The 26,309-nt window shown below is 70.0% G+C and carries 12 protein-coding genes; 3 read left to right on the top strand and 9 right to left on the bottom strand.

Annotated elements, in window-relative coordinates; all coding sequences use genetic code 11:
- Nucleotides 1–126: 126 nt before the first annotated feature.
- On the top strand, nucleotides 127–1,461 hold the full coding sequence (locus KEG38_RS45130) for an APC family permease (protein WP_272426936.1): 1,335 nt from the start codon (nucleotides 127–129) through the stop codon (nucleotides 1,459–1,461).
- A 5-nt stretch (nucleotides 1,462–1,466) separates the two neighbouring features.
- Here KEG38_RS45130 and KEG38_RS45125 read toward each other — a convergent pair whose 3' ends face one another.
- From KEG38_RS45125 to KEG38_RS45100, 6 genes are all read right to left on the bottom strand, one after another.
- Nucleotides 1,467–5,828 (bottom strand): capsule biosynthesis protein CapB, encoded by a 4,362-nt coding sequence (locus KEG38_RS45125; protein WP_272426935.1) that lies wholly within the window; start codon nucleotides 5,826–5,828, stop codon nucleotides 1,467–1,469.
- The gene (locus KEG38_RS45120; protein ID WP_272426934.1) at nucleotides 5,825–10,672 is read right to left on the bottom strand and encodes a hypothetical protein; all 4,848 of its coding nucleotides are present in this window, start codon (nucleotides 10,670–10,672) and stop codon (nucleotides 5,825–5,827) included. The genes KEG38_RS45125 and KEG38_RS45120 overlap by 4 nt, the downstream gene beginning before the upstream one ends.
- Nucleotides 10,669–11,835, bottom strand: a complete 1,167-nt coding sequence (locus KEG38_RS45115; RefSeq protein ID WP_272426933.1) for a hypothetical protein — start codon at nucleotides 11,833–11,835, stop codon at nucleotides 10,669–10,671. Before KEG38_RS45115 ends, KEG38_RS45120 begins: the two co-directional genes overlap by 4 nt.
- Nucleotides 11,832–14,348: a hypothetical protein gene (locus KEG38_RS45110; RefSeq protein WP_272426932.1), complete on the bottom strand. Its 2,517-nt coding sequence runs from the start codon at nucleotides 14,346–14,348 to the stop codon at nucleotides 11,832–11,834. The genes KEG38_RS45115 and KEG38_RS45110 overlap by 4 nt, the downstream gene beginning before the upstream one ends.
- Nucleotides 14,345–17,602: a poly-gamma-glutamate biosynthesis protein PgsC/CapC gene (locus KEG38_RS45105; RefSeq protein ID WP_272426931.1), complete on the bottom strand. Its 3,258-nt coding sequence runs from the start codon at nucleotides 17,600–17,602 to the stop codon at nucleotides 14,345–14,347. Before KEG38_RS45105 ends, KEG38_RS45110 begins: the two co-directional genes overlap by 4 nt.
- An 87-nt stretch (nucleotides 17,603–17,689) precedes the next feature.
- Complete coding sequence (locus KEG38_RS45100) at nucleotides 17,690–19,708, bottom strand: S53 family peptidase (RefSeq protein WP_272426930.1); 2,019 nt, start codon at nucleotides 19,706–19,708, stop codon at nucleotides 17,690–17,692.
- 420 nt (nucleotides 19,709–20,128) lie between these two features.
- On the opposite strand from KEG38_RS45100, the gene KEG38_RS45095 reads away from it, so the two are divergent.
- Nucleotides 20,129–22,627, top strand: coding sequence for a hypothetical protein (locus tag KEG38_RS45095; RefSeq protein WP_272426929.1), 2,499 nt, complete (start codon nucleotides 20,129–20,131; stop codon nucleotides 22,625–22,627).
- Nucleotides 22,628–22,726: 99 nt separating this feature from the next.
- Nucleotides 22,727–23,566 (top strand): formylglycine-generating enzyme family protein, encoded by an 840-nt coding sequence (locus KEG38_RS45090; RefSeq protein ID WP_272426928.1) that lies wholly within the window; start codon nucleotides 22,727–22,729, stop codon nucleotides 23,564–23,566.
- 12 nt (nucleotides 23,567–23,578) lie between these two features.
- On the opposite strand, the gene KEG38_RS45085 is transcribed toward KEG38_RS45090, so the two are convergent.
- From KEG38_RS45085 to KEG38_RS45075, 3 genes are all read right to left on the bottom strand, one after another.
- Nucleotides 23,579–24,301: a PspA/IM30 family protein gene (locus tag KEG38_RS45085; RefSeq protein ID WP_272426927.1), complete on the bottom strand. Its 723-nt coding sequence runs from the start codon at nucleotides 24,299–24,301 to the stop codon at nucleotides 23,579–23,581.
- A gap of 49 nt (nucleotides 24,302–24,350) precedes the next feature.
- The gene (locus tag KEG38_RS45080) at nucleotides 24,351–25,271 is read right to left on the bottom strand and encodes a GNAT family N-acetyltransferase (RefSeq protein ID WP_272426926.1); all 921 of its coding nucleotides are present in this window, start codon (nucleotides 25,269–25,271) and stop codon (nucleotides 24,351–24,353) included.
- Between the two features lie 107 nt (nucleotides 25,272–25,378).
- A complete protein-coding gene (locus KEG38_RS45075; RefSeq protein ID WP_272426925.1) occupies nucleotides 25,379–26,137 on the bottom strand; it encodes an SDR family oxidoreductase in 759 nt (252 codons plus the stop codon).
- Nucleotides 26,138–26,309 lie beyond the last annotated feature (172 nt).

The following is a 26,309-nucleotide window of genomic DNA, read 5'->3' as shown; positions in this document are numbered from 1 at the left end:
ATTCTTTCCCAGGTCGGCCAAACGGACTCTACCCCGGCTTCCACAAATGACAATGAAAATCGTTTTCAGTTTTGTTCGGCGAACGAGGTGCTGGAATGTAGTAGGATGCGTGACATGCGCGCGACGATGACCCGTTCCGCAGATGCGCCCCCGCCTCCACGCGTGCTCGGTCTCTTCGACGCGTCGTGTATTGTCATTGGCGCCATCATCGGCGTCGGCATCTTCTTCACGCCCGCGCGCATGGCGGCGCTCGTCGGCAGCGGGCCCCTCCTGCTTCTCGCTTGGCTGCTCGCCGGCTTCATCGTGCTCGCGGGCGCGCTCACGTTCGCGGAGCTCGGGGCACGATATCACCGAAGCGCCGCGCAATACGAGATTCTCCGCGATACCTACGGGCCCTTGCCCGCATTTCTGTTCGTCTTCTGCAATGCGACGGCGGTCCAGGGCGGGGCCATCGGCATCATCGCGATCATCTGCGTCCAGAACTTCGTTGTGGCGCTCGGGCAGACCTCGCTCGGCCCGGGGTGGAGCACGCTCGCGTCCGTGGGGCTCGTCGTGGGTCTCACGGCAGCCAACGTGCTCGGGGTTCGCTGGGGCGCGCGGATCCAGAACGCGACGGTGCTCATGAAGCTGCTCACGCTCGTGGCGATCGGTGCCCTCGGCGCATTCGCCCCGGTGCAAGATACGCCCGTCGGTCGGGACGAGGTGCAGTCGAAGGGTGTTCTCGGCGTGCTCGCCGCGCTCGTCCCTGCGTTTTTCGCATTCGGCGGTTTTCAGCACGCGCTCTGGATTTCAGGGGAGGTGCGTGAGCCCAAGCGAAACCTGCCGCGCGCGATCCTCGTGGGGGTCGTCGTCGTGGTCGTCGTGTATCTCCTGGCAAACTGGTCGTATTTGCGGCTCCTCGGCGGGGCTTCGGCCGTCGCGGCGAGCAAGACGCTCGCGGCGGACGCGGTCGCGCGCGCGGCACCGAGCGTGGGCGGGCGCGTGATCGCCGCGGCCGTGGGCATATCAGCGCTCGGCGTGCTCAATGCGCAGCTCCTCTCGGGTCCGCGGCTCGTCTTCGGGATGGCGCGAGATGGTCGGTTTTTTCCCGCCTTCGGGCGCCTCGACGCGAGGTTCGGCACGCCCTCGGCCGCGATCTGGTTTGTCGGGGCGATCGCGGTGGCGTTGCTCGTCCTGGCCGGCGAAAAAGGCGTGGATCGTCTGCTCACGGGCGTCGTGTTCGTCGACGGCGTGTTCTTCGCCGCGACGGGCGCGGCGCTTTTCGTGTTGCGGCGGCGCGGCGGCGAAGCCTCGTTCCGGACGCCGGGATATCCCCTGCCGCCCCTTTTCTTCGTCCTCGGGGCGATCGGTGTCGTCGTCGGGGCGCACCTCGACCCCGCCGTGTTACCCGCGACGCTGATCGGCGCCGCGTGGATCGCGGCGGGGGCGCTTTTGTACTTCGTCCGATTTCGAGGGAAATGAACGAATCAGCCTGCCGGCGCGGGATCCCCGGTCGGCGGCGCGTCGCCCTTCTTGTCGTCCTTCTTCTGGTCTTCCTCGCTCTTGCCCTTGAGCCAGGGGAATCGCTCCTCCTGCTTGGCCCACCATTTCTTGAGGTCCTTGTAGAGCCAGCCGCCCTTCGAGCGGCCCGTGACGTCGCGCAAGAGAATGGCGGCCTGGCCGTGGCCGACGCGTGCGGCGAAGAGGTCGTTCATGACCGTCTGCGCGGTGTTCGTGCGGCGGACCGAGTCGAGGTGGTCGAAGAGCTGCTCGACCTTGTTGAGCACGCGTTGCCCGAGGCCCGCCTTGCCCGTTGACTGGAGTTTCGTGACCTTGTCCCGCTCCAGAGCCGAGAGGCGCTCGAGGGCGGCATTGATCAGATTCGCGTGCTTCTGCCAGTCGGGATCGTCGGAAACCTTCGCGCGTTTGGTCGCGTCGAGGGCCTCGCGGCAATCGATCAGGCTGAAGTCGTTGTACGACATGAAGAACGTGAGCACCTCGGCGCGCGCGCTCGGCGTGGTCTCCATCTTCTCGATGTTCTGACGCACGCGGTCCATCGAGAGCCACCGATAGACGAAGTCGAGCCCCGTGCCCTTGATGTTCTGCGTGCCCATGATGCGCACGTCCATCCCGGGCGGGATCTGCTTGACCATGAAATCGATGACCTGATCGCCCGTGGAGCCGGCATTCCAGAGGACACAGACGCGCTCCAGGAAGAGCTCGCGGTAGGCGGCGCGGAAGATCGTGTCAGCCTCGGCCCAGGCCTTCTGATCGAGGGCGGCCGTGACGCGTTTCTTCGCGTCGTCGCGGAGCTTCGTGCGTTTGGCGTAGCGGATCGTGTGCGTGACGATGTCGGGGCGGATGTCGTCCTTGCCCTCGGACGGCGTTTTTCCGGACAAGGCTTTTTCGATCGCGGCGCCGAGCTCCTCGGGGGTCGCGTTGAAGAGCGGGCGTGCGTCCTCGACAATCTTGCGTGCGTCCTCGTCCTCCATCGGCAGGGACTTGAGCATGATGAGGAGCGTCTCTTCGAGGGCCTCGAGGCTCGAGCGGGTGCCCGTGCGGCGGAGGTATTCATCGAATTTGAGGAGCGCCTTTTCCTTGTCGGCGTCGGCGGTGATGCGGGTGCCGCCGAGCCAGATGTCGAGGGCCTCGGTGATGAACTGCATCATGCCGCCGAGGTTCGTATTGATGAGGACGATGTGGTCGCAGCCGGCGTCGTCGACGAAGATCTGCGCGAAGACGCGGGAACGGGCGACGCGGTCGGCGCGGTTGTTGACGACGGCGCAGGTGGCCCGGTCGGGCGTCTCGTCGGGGTTGTGTTTGTCGTAGGCGAGGCGCGTCCAGTTCGAGAGGAAGCCGGCGCGCTCGTTCGCGCTCATTCCATTGGAGAACGTGAGCTTGCGGCCGCGGTATTCGACCGTGGGATAGGTCTTCAAGACGCCGAGGTCGAGGATGACGTGGTCGGCGATCTCGACGAGGGCCTTTTCGCGGTCGATCTGGAAGTAATCGGCGAGCTCGAGGACGAGGGCGACGTTGCGCGGGTGCTCCTGGTACGGGAGGCGCTGGAGGAGGTCGACGGGAATGAGGTCGGCCTCGATGGGCTGGACGTGGACGAGCTTCGTGCGCTTGCGGCGGGCATTGTCGAGGAAGAGCGGGAACATCTGCTCTTCCGAGGTGAACGTGACGCCGTCCTGGGGCATGAAGCAGGAAATGACGCGCGCGACGTCCTCGCCGCCGGGGCCCTGGATGTCCTCGTGGTCGGGATACGCGTTCGTGAGCGTCGTGATCGGGTCCTGCATCCATTCGTTGCAGAGCGTCTCGACGAACCGCGGCTGGAGCGCCATGCATTCCCAGAGGAAGACCTGGCAATGAAGGTTTTTCCCGGTGAAGAGGACGTTCCGCTGCTCCCAGATCGTGGCCTTGTCGTAGGGGCGATAGATGAAGATCTCGCCGGCCGGCAGATCGCGCATCGCGTGAATGAACATGGCCTCGCAGCCCGTGGTCTTCACGACGACGTCGTAACGCATGGCGTGGAAGAGCGCGGCCTTCAATCGCTCGGAGCCGGATTTGCCGCGGGTGCCCCAGCCGCCGATGGAGAGCGGAATCGAGGCGCGCGCCTTCTCGATGCCACGCATGATGACCGCCGTGCGGAGCATGAGGTACGAGAAGAGGCTCCACACGACGACCGCGAGGTGCGCCGGGGTGTTGCCCGAGGGCGATAACAAGAAGGAAAGGACGTGCTCGGCGATCGGCGGGAGCGCGAAGGGGAGCGGGGCGTAGAAGTTGCGCGGGAGGTGTGGGACGAGGTTGAAGCGGGCGTTTTCGATTTCGCCTTCGGTGTCGACGACGTCGAGGGAAAACCCGAGCTCCTGGGCTTTTTGCCAGAAGAGCTTTTTCTCGCGTGGCTCGCTGGCGGAGAGCGAGCGCTGGCGGACGAGCGCGAGCTGGGGGTATTCGAGCGAGAGCTTCCAGCGCGTGCGCATGCGCTCCTTCAGCGTGTGCGGGCCGCGGAGGAGGACAGTGCCGACGGGCGTGATCATGCGCAGGGGTTTGCCCGAGATGGAGCAGACCGAGAGCAATTCGTCGACGCGCGGGAGGAAGGGGCCCCAGCCAGCGACGGGCGGGCAGAGCTGGCGCTCGCCAGGGACGCGGGTCGGCGTGACCTCGGCCATGCCGTGCGGCGGGACGACGATTTCGCCCTGCCAAACGCGGCCCTGGGTATGGGCGTAGCCTTTGCGTTTGTCCGGCATGGGCGTCTTGAGCTCGTTCAAGAATCGCCAGAATCGCCAGTGCCGGGGCTCGCCGCGCCAGAGGATGTATTTGCCGGCGCGGAGCCTCTGCAGGGAGACGGTCATATCGCCCCGCGAGGCGACGGCGAGGGCACGTTCGAGGTCACGCGTGGGGGTGTTTGGCGGGACTTCGAAGCGCGAGGAGCGGCCTTCCTTGATCTTTTCGAGTTTGTCCTTGAAGCGTTGCGCGAGGGCCACGAGCTCCGGCTCGGCCGCGACTTCGAGCCAGCGGAGCGTGGCTGCAGCGCCTTCCGTGAGCTCGGCGCCGGCCTTTTCGTTGTTGGCGAGCGTGGCGAGAGCCTCGACGAAATGGCCCGGGCGGAGGACGGGCGTGGTGCCGGCCGCGACGAGCTTGATCGATTCGAGCGAAACCCGCACCGGGAGCGAATCTTCGGGTTTCGTGAGGGCCCGCTGGATGACGCCGAGGAGGGCCTCGGCCGCTTCCGTATCGCCATTCTCGATCGGAGGCTCGTCCCCGGCGCGCGGGCCCTCGCAGGCGAAGCCGCCGGCGCGTTTCGTGAGGACACGAATGCCGAGGCCGCGGACGCGGGGGGATTTGTCCTCGGTGATGATCTTGACGAGCTGTTCGAGGCCGCCTTCACCGCGGGTTCGTCCGAGGAAACGCGCGAGCTCCTGGCGGACGTGCTCGCTCGGGTCGTCTTTGGCGATGAGGCCGGTTTCGAGGCGGGTGCGGTCGTCGGCGAGGGTGCCGAGGATACGCAAGGAATTACGGCGAATGATGGGGCCGTCCTTGCCGGAGCGAATGCGGAGGCGCTCGGAGATGACGCCACGAATGCCGTCGGGAAAGACGAGGGAGGCGATTTCGAGCGCCGCAACCTGCGCCCAGCGCATGGCGTCGACGCCGCGGGCCCAAGCGAGGACCTGGCGGGCCCGCTCGACGCCGAAGCGGCCGAGGCGCTGCGAAGGATGGAGGCGCGCGAGGAGGGCCGCGAGGACACGCAAGGAAGCGACGCGGACGGGCTGTGGGCGCCCGGTCGAGGCGTGCGACATCGCGAATTCGAGGACGCCGCCGCCGGAGAGGAGGCGGAAGGCGTCGCCCTCGGTGAGCGATTTGGCTTTGGTGATCGTCGCTTCGTAGGCGACCTCGACGGCGTCGACCTGGTCGGCGATGCGGGCGGCGAAGCGCTCCTGGACGGCCTCCATGTCGAGCCAGCGCTTGGTGGCCTGGACGTCGCGGCGAGCGTCGAGGCGGGTCTTGGCCGAGGCGCGGAGGTGGTCGATGAGGATCTTGCGTTTGTCCTCGTCGGTGGCCGCGCCCTGGTAGGCGACCATGAGGGAGGCGGCCTCGCCGTTCAGGCGGTCGAGCTCGCCGACGGCGACGTCGGCAGCGCGTATGAGGGAGGCGATGAAGATGCCCGGGGGATGCGGGCCCGGGCCGAGCTCGGCGGCGATGTTCTCGGCGATGCGCTCGACGGTGGGGACACGGAGCTTCGCCATGAGGGGCGAGACGCTCTGGAAGAGGTCGACCGCGAGCCCGTCCCGCCCGTCGGCGTAGCGGGATTTGCGTTTGGTGAGCGCTGGAGCGAGGGGGTACTTCAAGGCGGCGTGCCCCAGGTCGGGTCGGAGGAGGTGCGGCGCCTGTCGACACGGCCACTGCCCTCTTCGAGCCGAGCGCGGAACGGTGCCTCCCGCGGTGGCAAGTCACGAAGGCCCCTGCCACCCGCGAGGTCGTAGCCCACGAAGATACCTCCGGAGAGTCGGAAGGGCGAGGACTCGACGGGGAGGTCGAGCAAGACGCGGCCCTCGGCCCCTGCGCTGAGGCGATGGCCCCGCATGAGCCACGTCCAGAACGTGAGCTGGGCACTGACGCCGCTGCGAAGAAAGGATTTCGCGCGGTCGTAGCCGGCCGGTCGGTAACTCGTGAAGGCGCCGAGGGTGATCCAGGGCGCGAGGCCACGGCCGGGGAGGAGGTGGAGCTGGGCTTCGAGGTCGGCGCGGTCGATGCCAGCGAAGTCGGGGGTGGTGCGCGTGGAGACGCCAACGCTTGCGAGGGCGTCGATCGCCGGGCGGAAGAGGGCGCGGAGGCCAACGACGCCGTAGAAGGGGCGCGTGCTGGAGTAGCGGGTCCAGATCTCGCGGTCGGCGTCCTCGCGGCCTTCGAGGGCGGGGTCGGTGAGGATGACGGCCGCGCCGCCCCAAGGGACGAGCGAGACGGAGTCGGCGACGGGAATCGACCAGAGGACGCCGCCGAGGGCGCGGGCGCCGAGGCCAAAGGTGTCGGTCGGTTGCGCGACGACGCGGCCGCGGACGAAGAGGCCGGGGATGACGCCGTTCGGGGCGAGGTCGAAGGAGCCGGCGACGCCGAAGCTCGGGGCGCCGAAGCGGGCGCGGGCGAAGACGGAGCCTTGCGCCCAGGCGTGGATCGATTCGATCTCGCGGCGCAGGGCGACGCCGACTTCGAGCAGGCGCGCGCCGGTGAGGTTGTCCTCGTCGCCGACGTCGAGGTCGACGAGGCGGGCGTAGATGGAGGTGAGCAGGCTGCCGGGATCGGCGTCGGAGACGATGTCGGGCGCGACGCGGAGGGGCGGCTCGGGGGCGCCGGTGGGCGCGGGGCGGAGGCTAGGCGCGGGCGGGATGCGGCGCGGCTTGGGCAGGCCGATGGGGACGGCGAGCTGGACGCGAACGAGGGCGCGACCGCCGGGCGAGGTGACGTGGAGCGTGTGCGGGCCGTCGGGGAGGACAGGGATGCGCTTTTCGAGCTCCTGTCCGAGGGGGCGGAGGTTGTTCGGGTCGCCGCCGACGAGGTGCGCGGTGGGATCGGCGGTGGGATCGAGGGGGAGCTCGCCGCGGGAGGTGGTGCTGGGGAGGGGGATCTGCGGGTCGACCGACCAGGTGAGGGTGCGAGGTTCGCCTGCCGGGCCGCGGGCCTGGAGGCGGACGACGGTGGGCGCGGCGAAGGCGAGCTCGAGGGGGCGCTCGGGGTCGATCTCGAACCACTCGGAGACGACGCGGGCCTGGAAGGAGAAGCCGCCGGCGCCGGAGAGGCGCGCCGAGCCGATGATGGTGCGGCCCCGCGGGGCGCGGATCTCGACGCGGTGCGGGCCGCGGGGGATCGAGAGGGTGCAGGCGGTGCGGGGAGACCTGGGGTCATCGCCGCAGGGCGCGGGTTTGCCGTCGATCTCGACGCTGAGCTGGCAGTTCGGGTCGTCTTCGAGCGCGAGGCACTGCGTTTCGACGCCGAGGGTGGTGGGCTTGCTCTGGCGGACGCGGAGCTCGACGTGCTGGCCTTCGGCGAGGAGGAGGGCGTCGTCGGGGGCGGCGAGCAGGGCGCGGCGGACCTGGAAGCCGAGCGACGGGGCGCGGCCGCCGCGGACGTCGACGAGGCCCGTGCCGGCCGCTTGATCGGCGCGGGCGACGGCGAGCCAACCTACGGCGGGTGCGAGGCGTGCGAAGGCGTTCGAGGCGGGATCACCGTTCTCAACGGCGTGCTGGGCGAGGACGAAGCTGCGGAGGGCGCGGGCGCGGTCCTGGTCGTCGGCGGAGCGGTCGGCGGAGAGGGAGGCGGCGCGGGCGAGGGCCGGGCCGGAGCCATGCGCGAGGCCGATGTGTTCGAAGACCTCACCGGCGATCCAGCCGGCGCCGGTGCGCTCGACAAGGACGGCGTAGAGGAGGCCGTCGGCGTCGGTGGAAGAGCGGGCGTTGCCCTCGGTGAGGGCGGTGAGGGCGGCGGCGGTGTCGTCGGCGGCCTGGGCGCGGCGGGCGCGCGTGAGCGGATCGAGGTCCTTCGGCAAGGGGAGGGGCGGGATGCGCGGGACGAGGCCGAGGGGGACGACGGCAGGGCTGCCGGCGGGCAAGCGGAGGGCTTGCGGCGGGCCTTGCGCGTCCGGCTCCTCGAGGGCTTCGAGGGGGATCTCGCCCTTGCGATCGAGGGCGGCGAGGGTTTCGTAGCCGAGGGACTCGAGGGCCTCGGCGCGCCTTTTCCGGATCACGTCCTGCTCGGCGGGCGGGGCTTTTTCGAGCTCGCGGGAGGCGTCGCGGACGCGGGCGAGGAGGAGACTGATGGCGTCGGGGGCCGTTTCGCGGGAGGCGGCGGGGATGCGCGGCTCGGGGGCGCGGCGCGGGTGGAGGCGCGCGGAGACGCGGAGGAGGGTCTCTTCCTGGGTCTCGACCTGGATTTCGCCGGCCTCGGCGGGGACGGGGACCTCGATCGCGCCGGTCGCGCCGTGGTCGATCCAGGCCTCGTACACGCGGTCGCCGACGCGGACGTGGAGGCGGCGCGGCTTGCGGGTGCCGCTCTCGGCGACATGAGCGACGACACGCGCGACGGTGGCGCGGCCCGGGTCGGGGACGCGGAACTTGGCTTCGCCGTTCAGCCGGATCCAGCGGGTGAGCTCGCGCAGGGTGTCGCAGGGCGCGAAGCCGTCGCGCGGGATGCGGGCGAAGACGGGGACGGCGCCGGCGGGGCGCTCGAACGCGTGACGGCCGGGCGTGACGGCGATGCCGCTGCCGAGGCCGGCGCCGGTGTGCACGGCGGAGGCGATGTTGTCGATGAGGAGGGAGGTCTCCGGGACCGGGTCGGTTTGTCCGGGAATGACGAGGAGGCGGGTGTGGGTCGCGGGCGCGGGCGGCGGGAGGACGTCGATGTCGGCGCGGCCTTCGCGGAGGACGGTCCAGCGCAGGCCACGCGGGCCGACGAGGGCGCAGCGGGTGCTGCCGACGTTGTCGAAGGGGACGGAGATGTCGTTCCAGACGACGGAGCCGGTGGGCGGGTCGAGCGTGTCCCACGGCGCCTCGCGGACCCAGGTTTGCCGGGCGCGGCTGGCGGCGCCGGGCATGTCGCCGTGGAGCCATGCATAACGCTCGGCGAGGGGCGCGGCGGCGGGGCGGCGGCCGTCCTCGGGCGGCGAGAGCATGGCGCGGAGGGCGTCGAGAGCGACGCGGTCGTCCTCGTGGGTGGCCTCGGGCAGAGGGCGTTCCCAGGGGCGCGGCGGAGGGAGCGTGCGGGCATGGGCTGCGACGAGCCGTTCGAGGACGGCGCGCAGAACGGGGCCGGCGGCGCCGGCGGGCAGGGCGCGGGCGAGGTCGAAGGCGCGCTCGGCGGCCTCGCGGGCCTGCTCGGGGCTCGTGGCCCAGCGGACGGCTTCGGCGAGGAGGAAGGCGCGAAGGGCCGGCGGGACGTCGCCCGCGAGGACGCGCTTCAGCGCAGCGTCGACGTCACGCGCGGCGCCCGTGCGGTCGGCGGCGGCTGCGAGGCGGACGACGGCCGCGGCGGCGGGCTCCTTTGCGCCATCGGCGAGGGCGTCGAGGCGGGCTTCGCGATCGCGGGCGCGAGGGGCGATGTCGAGGACGTCGGGACGTTTGCGGAAAGCGGTGGCGGCGACGGCGATCTCGCCTTCGAGGGCTTCGATCGAGACGCGACGTGTCTCGACGGGCAAGGGGACGCGGATGCTCTGCGTCGCGGTCCATCGCTGGGCATCGGCGGTGCGGGTGGCGACGTCCCACACGAGCTCGCGCACGACGACATCACCGGCGCGCACGATCGCGCGCGCAGCGCCAATGCCGCGGGCCTGGATGGAGAGGCGCACGACGTCGGAGGCGGGCGCGTCAACGACGATGCTGTTCGCCTTGGCGGCGAGCGCGCCGCGGGAAGCGAGGACGAGGCGCCACGGCGAGGCATCCGGCTCGACGGCGAGCTGATCGGCGGCCTCGCGGGCGTCACGGCCGCCTTCGAGGGAGACCGCGCGGCGGACGAAGTAAGGCTCGACGAGGGGGCGAACGAGGAGGGTGCTTTCGAGCCAGCGGACGGTGAGCCAGTCGCGGGTGGCGTCGGGCGGCGCGGCGTCGAGCGCGCTCTTCGCGGCGAAGAGCCAGCGGAGGATCGAGGCGGCCTCGGGGATCGCGGTTTCGGGGCGCGTCGCTGTGGGATCACGCAGCCAGCGCGTGACGTCCTCGTCGAGCCGGTGCCAGGCGAGCGAGGAGCGGAGGAGGCTGCCCATCGAGGCGGTGATCGCGGCGGGTTTGTCGGACCGAACCACGAGGAAACGAGCGCCGGTCCACATGGGGACGTCGACGACGCGGGATTCGAGGCCTTTGGGGGACGTCGGCGCGAGGGTGGGTGGAAGCGGCAGCCACGTGACCGCGTCGGGCACGTCGCGCACGCCGGTGCCGAGGCCGACGGCGGTGATGGGTCCTTCGAGGCGCACGCGATCCCCGGGCTCGATGGGCAGGAGCAGGACCGAGCCCTTCGCGAGGGAGATCGGCGCGCTCGGATCGACGTCGACGGCACTGCCTTGCGTGGGCGTGTCGAGCGAGAAGGGCGCGATACGGGCGCGGGTCGGCGCGACCCAGCCGGGCGGATCGAGGCTCGCATCGGCGCGCGCTCCATCGGGAGCGAGGCCGAGGACGAGCCCGAGGGCCACGGCGAGGGCAGACCGAACGTTCATGGGTTCGGGGGCAACGACCGGGCGAAGATCGGGTCGAGCGCGGCGGCGAAGCGCGCGCGCTTCTGCTTGTCGGCGCCGAGCGCGTCGCGGACGGTGCGCGAGATCTCGACGTGGAAGAACGGCGCGCCGAGCTCGCGGCAGGTGCGCGCTTGCTGGTTGATGGTGCCGCCGAGGATCGAGACGTCGGTCGGGTAGATCTTGACGCTGGTGTCGGTGACGGCGGGCCCGAGGCGCGCGGCGAGGCTCGCGGCATCGGCGTTCGTCTTCGCGGCGCTCACGATGATGCCCGTGCCCTCGGACTTGTCGTCTTTGAAGCCGTGGATCTGCACGGTGACCGCGCCTTGCACGAGCGCGACGAGCTCGCGATGGGCCGCGTGGAAGAACGAGCGCTCCGCGTGCGCCACGTCCGACGCGACCACCGGCGCCGCCGCGTTCGCATCGTCCGCCTCGTCGCGATCGACCCCGGCCGGCTCCTCCACGGCCGCGCCCTTGTCGTCGTCCTTGTCGTCGTCCTTCTCGTCGACCTCGTCCCCCTCCGCCTCCGTGCCCTTGGGTTTGTCCTTGTCCTTCCCGGCCGCTGCCTTCTCATCCTTCGCCCCGCCGTCCTTCGCGGCCTCGGGCTTGTCGATGTAGCGGTGCACCGTGTTGATCAAGAGCACCCGCGCCGCCTGCGCATCGAACACGGAGAGCGCGATCGGCAACGTGCCTGCGTCGTAGAACGTGTGCGGCGCTTCCACGAGGATCGGCCTCGCGCGCCCGGTGCGCATCACGATCACGCCCGCGCCCCGCTTCTTTTTCCGCGCCTCCTCGAGCAGCCACACGTCCCCGAGCACCCGAAGCGAAAACCCCTCGGGCGCCTTCTTCGGCGGCTCCTTGCGTTCGGTCGCGGCGACGAGCGCGTCGCGCACCCAGGCGGCGTACGCGCGTTCTTCGTCGTTCGTCGGCGCTTTGTACGTGACGGTGCGGCGACCGCCCTTCCGCAGCTTGGCGATCCGCTCCTCGAGCGCCTTCGTCGCCTCCTCGTCCACCTGGGGCATCATTGCGCTGGCCTCCGAGGGGGGACAAGCGGCGGCCGGCGCAGGCGGGCTCTTCGGGCAGGACGGCGCCCCGCAGCCGAAGAGCAACGTGGTCGACAGAAGCCCTGCCCATCGCGCTTTTTTCACAGATCGTCCTCCGACCAAAGCCTCGGCTCGAGCTCTCCCGGCAGCGGCGCCTGGCCGACGAGCACCGCCCCGATCCACACACGATCGACGCTCTCGATCTTGATCGTCCGCATGCCCGGCTCGAGGTCGTCGCCGATCGGAATCTTTACCTTTGCGAGCCCGTCCGGTTTATTTCGCGCTTCCTTCGCCGTCCGCCGCGCCTCCCAGAGCAGGCCCATCCCCGCGTCGCCCGTGCGCCCCGAGAGCTCGCCGCTGGCCGTCGTGATCGACCGGAAAAACGCGCTCTTCTGCCGCCTTGGTTTGCCCCCGTCGATGCTGTAGCGAATCTTGAACGGACGCGCCTCTGCCTCGCTGATCACGAAGAGCACGAGCGTGAGCGACTCGCCCGGCCGCTGCCGGAACGTGAACGAGAGCGGCTCGCGCGCGGGCAGCTCGAAGACGTCGCGGCGACGCATGATCCCGCCGCCTTCCCACGGCGCCGCGTCCGCGTACGCGAGCCCATCGCCGATGCCCTTCACCTGGATATCGTGGATGCCAGCCTTGAGGCTCGCCCGCAGCACGCCCGAGAGCGACGCGATCGGCTGCTCCACCATGTTTTTCCCGTCGATCCAGAGCTCGGCCATCTTCCCGAGCCGCGACGGATGCGCCCGGTAGAGCACCTTCAGCCGCCCACCACGCTCCCCCGCGTAGCCGACCCCGAGTTTGAGCGGGTTCTCCAGATCGAGCGGCGTCCACCCGTCGTTCGGGAGCAGCTCCTTCGCGGCGATCTCGTGCGGCGCGAGGAAGCGACGCCGGACGGGCGCTTGATCCGGCACGAGCGTGCGCTCGGGCTTCTGGCCGGCCTCGCTCGGCGAAGGCTGGCCGCGCAGCTCGATGCGCACCTGCTCGTAGAGGTCGGCGATGCGGCCTTGCCGTTCGAGCTCGTTCTGGTTCTCGGCGCGGATGGGCGTCCAGGTGCGCACGTCGAACGGCGCGTATCGCCAGATCTCGTTCTCCGCGAGCTCGACGCGGTACGGCACGCGCAGGATGTCCTCGGGCACGCCCGGATCGAGCACGCGCAGGTGCACGCGCATGTGAGCGTCGCCGAGGAGCTCGATCTTCGTTGCGCCCTTCGGGATGCGCAGGATCGCACGGCGCGGATCGGTCGCGTCGGCTTCGGTCTTGTCGCTGCCGGAGACGATCGCGCCGCCCTCCTCGGCCTGATCCCGCGGCCTGCCCCAGCGTTCGAAGCGCGAGCGCGGCAAGGTCTGACGCAGCTCGGCGCGCTCGTTCGGCCCGGGGCCCCAGCGCGCGACGACGGTGCCGGACATCGAGTCGGGCGCGCCTTCCTCGGGCAGCTCCGCGCGGAGAAGCAGGCCGAGGTAGGGCTGCTCCGGCGCCACGCGCGCGAGGACCGGCCGCTCCGGATCGAGCTTCAAATACTTCACGACCCGCACATCGGGCCGGATCTCGAGCCGTTCCCCCTCGAACGGCAGCGCGATCAGATCGCCGATCTGCGCGCGCTCGTACGGCTTCGGAAGGACGAACCGCACGAGGAAATCGTCGCCCTTGCCCTCGACGACGAACGTGCGCGGGTTGAGGCGCGACGACGAGACGTGGAACACGCCGTCCTCGGGCACCGTGAGCACGCGCGCGCCGCCGCCGCCGCCCTCGCTGATCGTCACCGATCGCCCCGGCGGCGCGAGCACGTCGAGCTCGACCGCGCCCATCACGTTGACCGCCGCCGCGTGCCGCTCGCCCACCGAATACCCCGGCACCGTGCCCGCGGCCGCGGGGAAGGGCGTGCGATAGTTGCGCAGCAAGAGCCGCCGGAGCGAGTAGTCCTTGCCTTCGAGCCCGGCCGCGTCGAGGCGCCGATCCCAGCCGGAGAGCGCGCGCGATCGCGCCGTCTCGGGGAGGTCCTCGAAGCCGAGCGAGGTCATGTCCGACACGACGCGTGATCGATCCTCGTCGTCGAGGCTCATCTCGTAGAACGTGCGCTCGTACGATCCGCGCCGGTACCGACCTTCCACGCGCGAGAGCACGTCCTTCACCGAGATCGGCAGCCCCCGCATCCGCATCACGCCGCCGCGTGGCAGGAGCTCCCCCGTGGTGATCGTGGTCGTGCGTGGATCGAGCACCCACTCGTCGCCTTGCGCCACCCGCGCGGCGTACTCGCCGGCCGTGGCGCCGTCCTTGTCGTCGCACGAGAGCCGGCTCTCGAGCTCGAACCGATGCGTCTGGACGTCCTTGCCGTTCTCGTCGACGAACGTTGCTTCGAATCCGTACGAAAAACGTGCCTTTGGATCACAAACGGTCGTGCGGGCCACGAGGGCCCAGGTCGAGACCACGACCGCGTCGATCGAGGAGGGCACCTTCACGGCGACGGGCTTCTCCGGGTCGACGCGATACGCGAGGATCTCGTCCATCGCCGGCAGCGCGAGGTGGGACGCGGGCGGCGGCGAGCCGAGCGGCCAGAGCAAGGCCGCCCAGCCGAAGAAGAGGATCGCGACGATGAACCAGCGGATGATCACGGGCTCTCCGTCACCCGTATGCTGGTCAGGCCCGTCGCGACCGCGCGCCGCACCCGCACGATCGAGGTGAGCGGCTTCGGCGCGCGCGGCACCCGCGATGTGCCGAGCGGGACCAGCACGACCTGCCCTGGCTCCGCCACGAGCGCCCAGATCCGCCGGGACACCGCGTCCCGGACCACCTCGACGTGGCACGCCCGATCGTTGATCGCCGCGCGCAGATCGAACGGATTATTCTGATCGAGATACCGCTCGAAGCTCTGCAGGCGCGCCTCGACGTCGCACCGGTTCGCCGCATCCGCCGCGAAGCTCGGGCATCGCGACTTCGGGGCCACGGCCGGAGGCGCGTCATCCGCGCCCTTCTTTTTCTTCTCCGTCTTCTTCGGCGCCCCCTTCGGCGCCGGCGCCTCGGCCTTGCACGTGATGAGCTCGAACGCGCGCGACGCCACGTCCTCCGAGCCGAGATCCACGCCGAGCCGCCCGAGCCGCGGCGTGAGGATGCCGTCGCCCTCGACCGCGGACATCGCCGATCGCAGATCGCCCGACATGTACACGAGCGCGAAGCGACCATCGGCGAACTTGCGCGCGTAGCTCATCGAGAGATCCGCCGAGCCGTTGTACGGCGCGTGCTCGCGCGCTCCATCGAACATCCCCACGCGCAGGCCCAGGTCGCCGAACACCTCCACCATCGGCCGCGCCCACTCCGGCACCTGCTCGCGCCGGATCACTTCACGCCCGAACGAAACCACGAGATCACCCGTGTAGTCTCGCTCCGGCGCGATGCCCTGCATGCTGATGCCGCTCTTGCCCTCGCCGAGCCAGACCTCGTGCACGCGCTGGAAAAACGATCGCCGTGACACCCGGCGCCGCGGGTCCGCATACCCCCGCGGATCGGCGCTCGGCAGCGCGCCCGCGATCAAGAGCCCGCGCGCGCCGAGCGCGTCGTACAGCGACAAACCCGCGCCGAACGTCCCGATCTCCCAGCGCGGCGCCGGCACCTCGATGAGGATCTCTCCCGGCGCGACGACCTCTCTGGTCGACGTTTGGGGCTTCGGATCGCCTTCGGCGTCCTCCGCCCCAAGCCCCAGCTTCTCGACCTTCACGAACAGGCTCGCGTTCCCGCGCCGCCCGCCCGTCTCGTCCTCGACGAGCCCCCACGCCTCGATCTCGCCGTCGGGCCGATGCACGCGCACGATCGCGTAGCCGAGCCGCGCCGCCACCGCGCGCTCCCACGCCGTCCATCGAGGCTCCATGCCCGCGTGCGGCATCCGCCGCGCGAGCGTCGCGTCGAAGAGGCGCAGCTCCTCGATCGTCGGCCCGCGATACCCCGCCGTCCCCACCGACGTCAGCGCCACGACCCGGCCCACGAGCTCCTGCCGCAAGCCACCCGACCACACCTCGACCTCACGCGCGCCGAGCAGCGATCCCGCGACTTCCTCCGCGAGCGCCAAGGGCACGCGCAACGTCGGCGCGTTCGACCACGGACGCTGCGTCGCGCCTTGCAGCGGCGCCCTCCACGACAGGGTCACGTCCTTGCCGAGCATGCGCCCGAGCGCCATCACGTCGAAGCCTTCCGGCACCGAACCGACCGCGCTCACGCCGGGCGGCTCGTCCCCGCCCGATTCGACCACGAGCATCTGATCCAGGCCGAGCCGCTTTCCGAGCTCCGCCGCGAACGCCTCGTCGAGCGCTCGCTGCCCCTCGTGCCGCGACAGGAGCACGATCGCCCGCGCGCCGAGCGCCTCCGCCGCCGCGTGCGCGAGCGCGGGTAACGCCGAGCCGGGACCCTCGGGCGTGGCGAGCACGAGGAAACCGCCGCGATGCAAGACGACCCCCTGCGTCGCCTTCGGTCGCACCGCGAAGCGCGGCGCCGGCGTCACGTCGTCCGGATCGATCTCCGACGCGCGCGGCCGCGCCACGACCCAGCCGCCCTTCTCCTCGCGCATCACCAAAAGGCCCGCGGTCTTCGCCGCCGTCAGCGTCCGCGGCGAGACCTCCTCGCCGCCGCGCGTCTCGGTGAATCCATCGACCTCGTTCGCGACCTCGAGCGCGACCTCGAGCGCCGCGATCCCCACCGATCGCTCCGCCGCGGGCCTTGGCCTCGGCCCCGTGTCGCCCAGCGTGAGCTCGTACGGCACGGTCGCGCCGCTCGTGATCATCGCGATCTCCGAGACCGCGGCGTGCGGCACGAGCAGCCCCTCGGCCTTCACGAGCCCGTAGCCGATCCCGTTGCCCACGAGGAACGCGGTGATCGACACCTGCAGCGTCGGCATGACGACGATGCCGATGTGGTCCTTGTTCCACATCTTCACCGCCAGAAGGCTCGGCAGGAGGTAGCCGAATCCGAAGTAGTCGATCATCGGGACCCCCGGCCAGAAGTAGGCCAGGACGAACCCGAGCAGGACCTTCACGAAGAAGCCCGTGATGTAGCACATGAGCATGCGCCGCGGGCCGACGATGAGCATGCGCGAGAAGGGCGGGACGCTCATCAAGAACTTCGATGCGCCGTACACGAGCAGCGCTTCGACCGTGGTCGTCACGAGCTTCAGCGGCTCGTAACACGCGACCGCGAGCAGCCCCGGGACGAGGATGCCGTTGTAGTCCCAGCCGTACCGGACGTTGTTCCGCGCGCCGAGCAGCGCGCCGATGACCAGGATGATCTGCGCCTTCGGCGACTCGAGGAACTTGATCGAGAGGCTCTCGTTGATGACCTGGAAGCGCGAGACCGAGAGGTTCGTCGTGCGCAGGAGCAAGACGAGCAGGATCCAGGTCAACACCGTGACGAACCCGACGCGCGGGAACGCCTTGATGATGCCCGCGTTCCAGAACGTGTTCGACACGAGCGGCACGAGCACGAGCCCCACGCTGTAGAGCTCACGCGAGTGCGCGAAGCCGTACTGCGCCTCGACGCGCGGCACGATGACGCCCTCGAAGAGCAGCCGCACGAGCACCGCGCCGACGATGAACAGGTAGAAGCGCTCGCGCCCGAACGCCGCCGACCATGCGCCGAGGTGCGTGACCCATCGGCCCACGCCCGCGACGAGCCAGTACGTCACGACCGACTCGACGATGATGAAGATCGCGGTCGCGGGCGCGGCGATGAAGATCGTCGCGAGGTAGCCGGGGACGACGAGGCCTGCGTAGGTCCAGCCGAACAGCTCGGTGAACACCGTCCCGATCACGAGGCCGATGAGCACGGCGACGTGCAGGCTTCGATCGAGACCGTTGGGCGGGAAGACGGCGAGAGAGGCCAGCATGGACTCGCGGCTAGGAGCTCCGGCGCGAAGGAAGGATGATCTTCGCGCCGGCCGGGCCGCGCTGTCGAGTTAACGCATGATCCTGGATCAGGGGAGGGTGAGCGCGAGCCCCATCGCGTTCGGCGCCCCCCATCCTGTCGGATAATCCCATCCCGCCTTGGGCAGTTTGTTGGGCGGCGTCGTGCCGTCCGGATCCGTCTGCGTGATGTCGCGGAACGACGCCTTGACGGCGGCGTTCGTGTAGAGGATCGAGTTCAGCCAGCCGGCCTGCGGCAGGTTGTTCGCCGCACGGTAATGGTTCACGACGGCCATGAGCCCGCCGAAGACCGGCGACGAGAACGACGTGCCGCCGTAGCCGGGCTCCCACTGGCCGAGATAGAAGACGTAGTAGCCCGCGTACTGCGAGGCGTGGACCGCGAGGTCCGACGTCGCTCGGCGCGGCGGCGCGTTGATCTCGACGTTCGTGACGTACGGCGCTTGCCACGTGGGCTGGAGGAACGTGAGCGAGTCGCCGCAGCCCGACGCGTACCAGTTCGTCTCGTACGCGAGCGTTCCGTTCGCGTTCCAGAAGAGCCGCGTGCCGCCGACGCCCGTGACGTACGGGCTCGCCGAGGGCGTGTCGATCTGCGCCGAGTCGCCCGTCGCGGCCACGACCGTGATGCCGAGCGCCGCCGCTTGCATCGCCGAGTCGTGGTACTGGATGCGCACCGGCGCCGGCTCGGAGTCCTCGCGATGCGCGAACGAGTCGGTGATGACCGAAACCTCGTTGCGGGCGATCGCCTCGTTGAACGTGTAGACCATCGACGTGTTGCGCGCGTCGTGGCCCGCGTAGACCATCAGCGTCGCCCCCGGCGCGAGCGCGCCGGCCCACTCCACGTCGAGCGTCGTCTCGATGTAACGCGTCGACGGCGGCTCCATCGTGTACGTCACGACCGGATCGTCGCGGATGATGCCGAAGGACTGCCAGAACGACTGCAGATCCTTGTAACGGAACATCGCGCCGACCGTGACGCCGAGCTTCATGCCCTGGCCGCGGTAGCCCATGCCGTAGAGCTGATCGACGCCGTACGCCTTGGCGATCTTCGCGGGCGACTGCCGGTTCGTCGGGACGGTCTGCGGCTGCACCACGATGCCGCCGCCCTCGGGCGTGAGCGGGGTCGTGGACGCTGCGAGATCGGCGGTGATCACGCCGCCGATCCGCTGCGCCACCCAGGTCGGCACCTTCAGCGGCTCGAGCGTGCCGTACACGTCGATCGGCGGGTTGCCCTGCTGCGGGTTCTCGCGCTCGAAGAGGTGCAGCGTCGTCTGGAAGACCTCGTTGAACTTCGCGACCGTGCCCTGGAACTCGATGAGCAGACGGTTCGTCGCGACGAACGGCACCGTGAAGCCCTCGGATTCGAGCCAGATCTTGACGAGGTGCAGATCGATCTCGGGCGGCGCGTGCTGGGCCATCCACTCGTCGGCCGTCATGTAGTCCCGGAACATCGGGTGGCCCGGGTTGTAGATGTTCGCGATCGTCTCCTCGAGGACAGCCTTGTCCCGCATGGGGAAGGCGATCAGCGAGCGGAACTTTGCGTTCACGTTGGCCGGGCCGAGGTCCATGTAGACGCCCGGCAGCGGGTTCGGGATGCCGTCGATGCTCGTCACGGGCGCGAGCTCGGCGTCCGTGAAATCGGGGAGCACGTCGGGCAACTCGCCCCCGTCCGGAATCTCGCTGCCGCCCGCGCCGCTCGACGAGCTCGAGCTGCTGGACGAGCTCGAGGTCGAAGTGCTCATGCCGCCCGCGCCCGCCTCGCCGCCGCCCGTGCCACCGATGCCGCCCGTTCCGCCGACGCCACCGGTCCCGCCCTGGCCACCTTGACCGCCCTGGCCACCTTGACCGCCTTGACCGCCTTGGCCACCTTGACCGCCCTGGCCACCTTGACCGCCTTGGCCGCCGATGCCGCCTTGGCCGCCTTGGGCGGTCCCGCCGGAGCCTGCGGTGCCGCCGGGAGGTGTTTCCCCGGAGCTTCCGCTGCAGCTGACTGCGGCGAACGCCGCGCCGTTGAAGAGGGCGAGCAGCGTGAGCACCCGCGCCGTGGTGGAAGGGAATCGCAAGGACAGCATGGTCAGCGATGCTCCCTCCATGGGAGAAAAAAATCCACCAATTCCGGGTGATGCGCAGCACGCGTCCAGGGCGGAGGGTCACTCAAATATCTGAAAAGAAAGCAATATTCAGACGCCGTCGAGAAATGGGCGCCTGGGCGCGGGCCCTGGTAGCATCGAGGACCGGGCTACGGTTCCGCCCACGCAACCAGGACTTTGAGGTATAAAGGCCACGCTGCGTGAGGACTGCAGACATCGAAGGCGAGGACTCCAGACCGCAGCGGAAAGGCCCGTAAGGGCAGCCCCGGGAGCATGCCGGTCGATTTTCCAGGATCGAGAAAGTGCAACGATCGACGTTTCCACAGCGAGACGGGTGAGCTCTGCCTGGCATCGGTCCGATGGCAGGAAAATTGCCGCACACGCTGAACCCGTACCCCCTCGATGCGAAGTTTCGCCCGACGCCTGCTCGAAGCACGCAAGATACCGAAGCCGTTCCGCGCCCCGCGGCCGATGGCCTTCGAGAAGGATCGATCGCGCCTCTCGAGCCGCGCCCGTCTCGAAGCGACGGCCATCCTCGTCGCCGGAATCACGGCCGCGATCGCGCCCCTCCGCGGCGCCGACGACGAGGCGCGTGAGCTCACCCTGCGCGCGATCGCAGGCCGGAGCCCCTCGTCACACGTGCTCGTCGTGCATGCCTCGCCCGAGACGCTCGCCGAACGAGATTGCCTCGGCGAGCTCTCCGATCTCGTCGAAAAGGGCCACGCGCGCGGCGTGCTCCTCGTGCCGCCGCTCGACGCCTTTTGTGTGAACCGCAAGCAACCGGCCGCGGCGACGCCCGCGTCGATCCAGACGCTCCCGCCAGGGATCGTGCGCGCCGGCGCGCAAGGCGCAGCCGTGGGCTTCACGGCCCCACCCGCGGATCGGCCGGCGCTCTCCGCGCTCGGGATCGCGGAGGCGCCGTGGATCGTGCCCGCGCCGGCCGAGAGCGTGCCCAAGGTCTCGCTCGCCGACGTCGTGGCCGGACGAACGCCGCCCTCCGTCGCCGCGGGGCGCGTGGTGATCGTCGCGCTCGACTCGCCGTTCGAGCCACGCGCGCGCGCCGCGGGCGCGCCCCAGATCTCGATGGGCACGCACGTGGCCTCCGCGCTCGGCGGTCTGCTCGACGGCGGCGCGAGGCGCGAGGCGCCGCGCTGGATCAGCGCGCTCGTCGCTTCGCTCTCGGTCTTGCTCCTCGCGTTCGTTCGGAGGGTCGCGTCGATCCGCGGCGCGCTGATCACGCTCGGCGTCTGCCTCCTCGCGACGATCCTCGGGCAAGGGATCCTCGCCGCCTCGATGGCGCGGGGCCTCCTGCCGACGGCGAGCATCGCCGCGGGCATCGTCGCGGGCGCGATCGTTGCGCTCTCGCTCGATCTTTCGGGCTGGCGACGCGCGGTCACGCGCACCTCGGATCTGCTCGGCCGCGAGGGCATCTTCCGCCGCGTGCAGACCGAGCCCGACGCGGTCTTCTGGCCCCGGCTCGGCCGCCTCGCGGGGCGCCTCTTCCCCTCCGACTTCGTGCTTGTCGCGGAGCTCCCGTCTTCGCAGTGGCACCTCAAGTTCTGGGACGACGGCGACGTCGGCGAGCACCTCATCGGCGAGCGTCGCCGCGACGTGCGCCGCAGGCCGTTCATCAACGAGCACGGCGTGGCCGCGCCCCACCTCGTGACGGATTTCCTCAAGAACCCCGGCGAGCCCTCGCTCGTCGTGCCGCTCATCGCGCTGGGCGAGACGGAAGGCTACGTGTTCCTGTGTGGCCCGAAGGCCGAGGCTGCGTTCGCCAAGGCGCCCGAGCGCGTCGAACGGCTCGCGCGCGAGCTTGCGCTCATCGCGCGCAGGCGCCGCCTCGGCAACGCGGGCGAGGGCGAGCCGATCTCGGGATCACGCCTGCTCGACGCGCCCTTGCCGCCGTCCGAGCGCCTCGTGCAACGCGCGGACGGCGCCGCGAAGGAGATCGCCACGTTCAGCGAGGTGCTGCGAAGCTCCCCGGTGGGCCTCTTTTACGCGGACGCGCTCGGCGACGTGCGGCTCGCGAGCCGCGAGCTCGGCCGCTGGCTCGGCGCGCGCGGCGTCTCCGTCCCGCCCGAGTCGGCCGACGGCGCGCTCCCGCCTGGATCGATCCACCTGAGCCAGATTCTCGTCGCGCTCACCGGCTGCACCGCCGAGGAGGCCGCGACGAGCATGGCCGAGGTGCTGCAGAGCGAGTCGGGTATCACGGGCCGCAGCCAGCCGGGCACGTCACCGGCGTTCGTTCTGACGATCCGCGCGCTTCGGCAGAAGGCCGATGGCTTCTCCTCGATCGTCGGATACGTCGCGTCGGTCGTCGAGCAGCCCGAGGACAAACCCACGAACGTCCGCGCGCTCGCGACGGCGCCGACGCACGATCCGCTGAGCGCGTTCCCGCTCTCGGAGGTGATCGCGCAGGCGGTGGCGGGCACGGCGCGGGCGACGGGGCGGCAGGTGAAGATCGAGCCGATGCGGGGCATGGGCCACGTGATCGGGCACAGGGCCGCGCTCGAACGGGCGCTCGAGGCGTTCATGGTCGAGGCGGGGGGTCAGTCGCCGTCGGCGCAGCCGCCGGTGATCTCGGTGCGGGAGACGAGCACCGCGGTCGAGCTCTCGATCCTCGATTGGAGCCTCGGCTTTGGCCTGCCCGAATCGGCGCTGCAGCGCGTGCTCATCGCGCCGGGCGCGGCGCCGCCGGGGCTCGAGGTGCTCGGGCGGCTCATCATGTCCATCGAGGACAGCCACGGCGCCGTGCAAATTCGCAGCGAGGATGGATGGGGTCTCACGCTGGTGGTGAGCCTGCTCCGGGCGAAACCTCGGGTGAAGGTGACGGTGGGCGAGGGGGGCGCGAGCGCGGTGGACAACGTCGTGGCGCTTGGTCGCAACACGGCGAAGTAGCCGGCGTTCTCTCGGCGTGGGGCGGACGACGCGCGTGTTTCGTCCGCGTCATCGCTCCCCCGTTGCGGTTCGCGGGTGACGTGTGTCATCGTCGGACTCATGCGCGTCGCCGTTTCTTTTTTGCTCATTGCTTGCCCGCTCGTGATCGCGGCCGGTTGTTTTGGCGGTGGGAGCATCGACGCTCCGCCGCCCGGACCGAGCGGATCAGGCGCGACGGGCGGCAGCGGCGGAACGGGCGGTGGCTCCAACGGTTGTCCCGACGACCCCGACACGCCGACCATGGTGAAGGTGCAGGCTCCTGTCGGGGGGAAATTTTACTGCATCGACAGCACCGAGGTTACGAACGCTCAGTACCTCGAGTGGGTGGTGTCGGGACCGATGGTGCAGCAGCCTATGGAATGCGAGTCGAACCTGACGTTTGCTCCGTCGGGCGCGCCGTCGCCGGACGACCGGCCAGTGGCCAACATCGACTGGTGTGACGCATTCGCATTCTGTGCCGCACACGGCAAGCGTCTTTGCGGCCAGATCGGCGGGGAGGCCCTGCCGTTCACCGAATCCGCCGGCGATCCTACGAAGAGCCAATGGCACAACGCCTGTACGGGTGGGGGCGCGAAGCTCCACCCCTACGCTGACGTGTACGATCCGACGAGCTGCAATGGCCAGGGTGCCGAGAAAGGTAAAGTCGTCCCGGTCAAGAGCCTGTCGACGTGCGAGGGTGGGTTCCCGGGGATCTTCGACATGAGCGGGAACGTGTGGGAGTGGGAAGATTCCTGCAACGATACGGAGGGCACCACGCCCGCGGAAAACCCCTGCCGGCGCCGCGGAGGCGGCTACACGAGCTCGGAGCACGACATGGATTGCTCTTCCGCGAGCACGACCTTGGCGCGCGGGTCCAGCAATGCGAACACCGGCTTCCGCTGCTGCGCCGACCTGCCCTGACCGCGGCGTCGCTCAGCCGATCCGGATCTTCTTCTTCAGCGCGGCGAGCTCGTCGTCGATCTCGGGGTTCGACGGTTTGCCGTCCTTCGAGATCGTCCCGCCGCCTTCGAGCTGCGCGAACTTCGATTCGAGCTCCATGTCGGACATCCCGCCGCTGCGGAGCGCGTCGTCGAGCTCGCGGGCGGCGGCCACCTCGGCGACCTTGCCTTCGATCTTGTCCTCCATGCGCCGGAACTCGGCGAACGCGCCGCCCGTGCTGCTGCGCGACCCGAGCCCCTCGGCGCCGCCGCCGGCCTTCGCCTGCTGAAGCTGCGAGGCGATCGTCCCCTTGCGCGCTTCGAGCTCCTGCTGCTTCTGCTCCATGCGTTCGAGCTCGCGCTTCATGTTCAGCGCGGCCGCGCGTTGCTCGGCGCGCAGCGCTTCGGCGCGGTCGCGCTCGGCGATGATGCGCTTCTTCTGCACGAGCGCCTCACGCGCGAGCGACTCGTCGCCGGCCTTCAGGGCGAGCTCGGCGCGCCGCTCCCACTTCGTCGTTTCGGCGTCGATCTCGTCGACCTTCTTGCGCAGCACCTTCTCGGCCGCTACCGCTTCGACCAGCTCCTTGCGGGCGGCGCGGATCTGGTCCTTCATCTCCTCGACGATCAAATCGACCGACTTTTTCGGGTCTTCCGCCTTGTCGAGGAGCGCGTTGACGTTGCTCGAGATGACCTTGCCCATCCGGTCGAAGATGCCCATGCGGCAAAGGTGCACCGGCGAGCGGCGGCTGTAAAGCGTGGGGCTTGGATCACCGAGCCGAGAGCGGGCGCGTCCAGGGCCGATGCACGGTGACGCGCCGAAAGCCGGCCGAGGCGTAAAGCGCCTCCGACGCGGCGTTCGTGGGCCTCGAGAACACGAGAGCCTCGGGCGCGCCGAGCCGGCGCAGCAGGTGGAGCCCCGCGAGGTTCACGGCCTTGGCGAGGCCCTTCTGCCGATGGTCCGGATGGGTCCCGACCGGCTCGAACTCGCCGATGCGGGCCACCGGATCCCACCAGACCATCGTGAATGCGGCGAACGATCCGTCTTTCGCCTCGACGACGAGATCCCTCTCGAAGGCGTAGAGGTCCCTGGTGACGAGCCGCTGGTACTTCTCGACCGTCATCCGCGAGGGCGCGAAGGCGGCGCGATGCACCTCCACCCGCGCCGGGATCTCGTCCTCGCCTCGGACGTGGCGAAGCGTGTAGCCGGGCGGGAGCACGGGCGCGGCGGGGCTCTCGGAAAGGGGCGCGATGAAGTGGCTGTACGAAGGTTCGTCGGCGGGCGTGAACCCGAGCGACCGGAGCTCTTCTCGCAGCCCGTGATCGGTGTCGAGGACGTGGGTCGTGAGGTGGCTCGGCGCCTCCGCGTGGGACACGATCCTCTCCGTCAGCCATTCGACGAGCTCGGCGACGACGGCGCGACGAGGCGCGGCCGGCAGGTCGGCCCGGAGATGACAGAGAAGCTCACCTGGTGGTTGAAACCCGCCCCAGGCGACGACGTCGCCGCCCGACTCCCATAACCGGATCCGCGTCGTCCAGTCGACTTCGAGCGGCGAGACCGTCATCCACCACGTGACGTCTCCCACGGTCATGTTTACGAATGGCCGCGCGAGAAGCCACGAGGCCGTGATCGTGCGCTGGAGAGCGTGCAGATCGGCAAGGCCGGCGTAGGGCCGAGAGGTGATGTGCATGGTCGGATCCGTGTGGCGACCATGAATGTGCGCCACCTTGCGGCCGGAGGAAAGACACTCCCCGCGCTCGGCTCCGCTTCACTTCGTCCCGTTGCTCCGAGCGCTTCTCACCACTTCTCGATCCACGGGCGCAGATCGAGCTCGAACGTCCACGCGTCGCGCGGCTGGTTGTGGAGGTGCCAGTAGTTTTCCGCGATGTGGTCCGGGTCGAGAATGCCGCCCTCGTCCTTCTTCGCGTAGATCGCGGGCATGTTGTCGCGGATGAAGGCGGTGTCGATCGCGCCGTCGACGATGACGTGCGCGACGTGAATGCCCCGCGGGCCGAGCTCCCGTGCCATGCTCTGCGCGAGGGCGCGCAGCGCGTGCTTCGCGCCGGCGAACGCCGCGAAATTCGCCGCGCCGCGCAGGCTCGCGGTCGCGCCCGTGAAGAGCATCGTACCGCGCCCACGCGCCACCATGCGCTTGGCCACCTCGCGCGCGGTCAGGAACCCGCCGAGGCAGGCCATCTCCCAGATCTTCATGTACTTGCGAGATGTCTCGTCGAGGATGCTGCAGGGGACGTTCGCGCCCACGTTGAACACGAAGACCTCGATCGGACCGATCTCGCGCTCGATGCGCTCGACCGTCGCGATGACCTCGTCTTCCTTGCGGGCATCGCACCCGATGGCGTGCGCCCGGCCGCCGGCCGCGGCGATGGCGTCGACGAGCGGCGCGAGCTTGTCCGCGTTGCGGCGCGTCGCGCACGTGACGAAGCCTCCCCGCGCGAAGCGGCGCGCGATGGCGCCGCCCGTCCCGTCGCCGGCGCCCACGATCCATGCCGCGGGATCGCTCCCGCCGCGCTCGTCGCTCGTCGCGCTCGTGTTCATAGGATGGGCATCATATGATGCACATCATCTGAAAGGCAAGGCCCCCCCGCCGTGGGCGACTAGAGCGCCGAACAGTTCGGCGCTCTGCGAGATCGCGAAGCGAGCTCGCCTCGGGGGGTGAATCGTCCGGGCTTTGCCCGGACGAGAGGGGGACGCGAGGCGTCCCCCGCGG

Origin of the sequence: Polyangium jinanense (assembly GCF_028435265.1) — a bacterium.
Classification (GTDB): domain Bacteria; phylum Myxococcota_A; class Polyangia; order Polyangiales; family Polyangiaceae; genus Polyangium; species Polyangium jinanense.
This window is presented reverse-complemented; position numbering and strand designations above follow the sequence as displayed.

Excerpts from the sequence above, each read along its gene's own strand:
- KEG38_RS45120 (WP_272426934.1), bottom strand. The coding sequence starts at position 10,672 with ATGAACGTTCGGTCTGCCCTCGCCGTGGCCCTCGGGCTCGTCCTCGGC.
- KEG38_RS45130 (WP_272426936.1), top strand. The coding sequence starts at position 127 with ATGACCCGTTCCGCAGATGCGCCCCCGCCTCCACGCGTGCTCGGTCTC.
- KEG38_RS45105 (WP_272426931.1), bottom strand. The coding sequence starts at position 17,602 with ATGCTGGCCTCTCTCGCCGTCTTCCCGCCCAACGGTCTCGATCGAAGC.
- KEG38_RS45095 (WP_272426929.1), top strand. The coding sequence starts at position 20,129 with ATGCGAAGTTTCGCCCGACGCCTGCTCGAAGCACGCAAGATACCGAAG.
- KEG38_RS45080 (WP_272426926.1), bottom strand. The coding sequence starts at position 25,271 with ATGCACATCACCTCTCGGCCCTACGCCGGCCTTGCCGATCTGCACGCT.
- KEG38_RS45085 (WP_272426927.1), bottom strand. The coding sequence starts at position 24,301 with ATGGGCATCTTCGACCGGATGGGCAAGGTCATCTCGAGCAACGTCAAC.
- KEG38_RS45100 (WP_272426930.1), bottom strand. The coding sequence starts at position 19,708 with ATGCTGTCCTTGCGATTCCCTTCCACCACGGCGCGGGTGCTCACGCTG.
- KEG38_RS45075 (WP_272426925.1), bottom strand. The coding sequence starts at position 26,137 with ATGAACACGAGCGCGACGAGCGACGAGCGCGGCGGGAGCGATCCCGCG.
- KEG38_RS45090 (WP_272426928.1), top strand. The coding sequence starts at position 22,727 with ATGCGCGTCGCCGTTTCTTTTTTGCTCATTGCTTGCCCGCTCGTGATC.